At 69.2% G+C, this 1,255-nt stretch carries 1 protein-coding gene and 1 pseudogene; one reads left to right on the top strand and one right to left on the bottom strand.

The features are described from left to right. Window positions 1-303 precede the first annotated feature (303 nt). Window positions 304-954 (top strand): flavin reductase family protein, encoded by a 651-nt coding sequence (locus tag ACDELDRAFT_RS22635; protein ID WP_005801313.1) that lies wholly within the window; start codon window positions 304-306, stop codon window positions 952-954. Here the strand turns inward: ACDELDRAFT_RS22635 and ACDELDRAFT_RS22630 are convergent. Further along, window positions 929-1,255 (bottom strand): annotated as a pseudogene (locus tag ACDELDRAFT_RS22630) (hypothetical protein); the annotation flags it as partial. The gene ACDELDRAFT_RS22635 and the pseudogene ACDELDRAFT_RS22630 overlap by 26 nt on opposite strands.

The following is a 1,255-nucleotide window of genomic DNA, read 5'->3' as shown; positions in this document are numbered from 1 at the left end:
GCGCGTGCGCCAGCAGGTGCCTTGGCTGGAGGCGTCGAGCTCCGGCATCGGCCAGGGCACGTTCTCCGCCCGGCTGCGCATGGTGTGTGCCGTGCCGCCACGCGCGACCCCCGGCATCTGCGCCGCACCCGACCAGCACCGCTGAGCCAGGGGATGGCACTTTAGTGCTCCCATCGCGGTCATGCGCTGGAACCACATGCCCGACTAGCTATTGAAAAGTGAGCACACGAATACCCCGATGGCTGCAGCGTGCCGAGTCTGCCGCTAAGGTGTCTGCCTGCTCACCCCACCCTGCCGAGCCCCATGACCACCCCACTGCACCCACGCATGCATCCACGCACCTTTCACAGCTACGAACCCCGCCTGGGGCATGGCCTGCCGCACGACCCGTTCAACGCCATCGTGGGGCCGCGCCCCATCGGCTGGATTTCCACGCAAAGCGCCACGGGCGCGACCAACCTCGCGCCCTACAGCTTCTTCAACGCCTTCAACTACGTGCCACCCATCGTGGGATTTGCCAGCATTGGCTACAAGGACACGGTGCGCAACGTGCAGGCCACGGGCGAGTTCGTGTGGAACCTGGCCACGCGCGACCTGGCCGAGGTGATGAACCAGAGCTGCGCCGCCGTGCCACCCGAGGTGAGCGAGTTCGACCTGACCGGGCTCACCCCCCTGCCCTCCACCCGCGTGCGCCCGCCGCGCGTGGCCGAAAGCCCGGTCACCTTTGAATGCCGCAGCACGCAGGTCCTGCAGTTGCAGGGGGTGGACGGAGCACAGGTGGACACCTGGCTGGTGCTGGGCGAGGTGGTGGCCGTGCACATCGACCAGGCGCTGCTGAAAGACGGCGTGTACGACACGGCCAACGCAGGCCATATCCTGCGGGGCGGTGGGCCCGCCGACTACTTCACGGTGGGGCCGGAGCAGCTTTTCAGGATGCACCGGCCCCGGTCATGAGGCCCTTGGCGCCGTTCGCATCCGGGCCTGGCGGCACGGCCCCGCAAAGCCCCGCAGCCGGGTTGCGCGCCCACTGTTCCGTCCAGGACCACAGCTGCTGCACGCCGTCCACGCCCGCGGCGTGCCGCTGCAGGCCATGGTCTGCGCCGTCCATGCGCCGCGCGCACCAAGGCATGGCGCGCACCGACGCCCGCTGTGCAAACCGCTGGTACGCCGTGGCAGGCACCAGCACATCGTCACTGCCCCACACCTGCAGCACCGGCCAGGGGCCTTGCAACAGCGGCTGGGCCAGCGGCCAACG

The sequence above is a fragment of the Acidovorax delafieldii 2AN genome (assembly GCF_000175235.1).
Classification (GTDB): Bacteria; Pseudomonadota; Gammaproteobacteria; order Burkholderiales; family Burkholderiaceae_C; genus Acidovorax; species Acidovorax delafieldii_B.
The sequence above is the reverse complement of the archived record's forward strand: the minus strand, read 5'-3'. Positions and strand labels throughout refer to the sequence as shown.

What these genes read in the sequence shown, in the direction of transcription:
- ACDELDRAFT_RS22635 (WP_005801313.1), top strand. Translation starts at nt 304, where the DNA reads ATGACCACCCCACTGCACCCACGCATGCATCCACGCACCTTTCACAGC.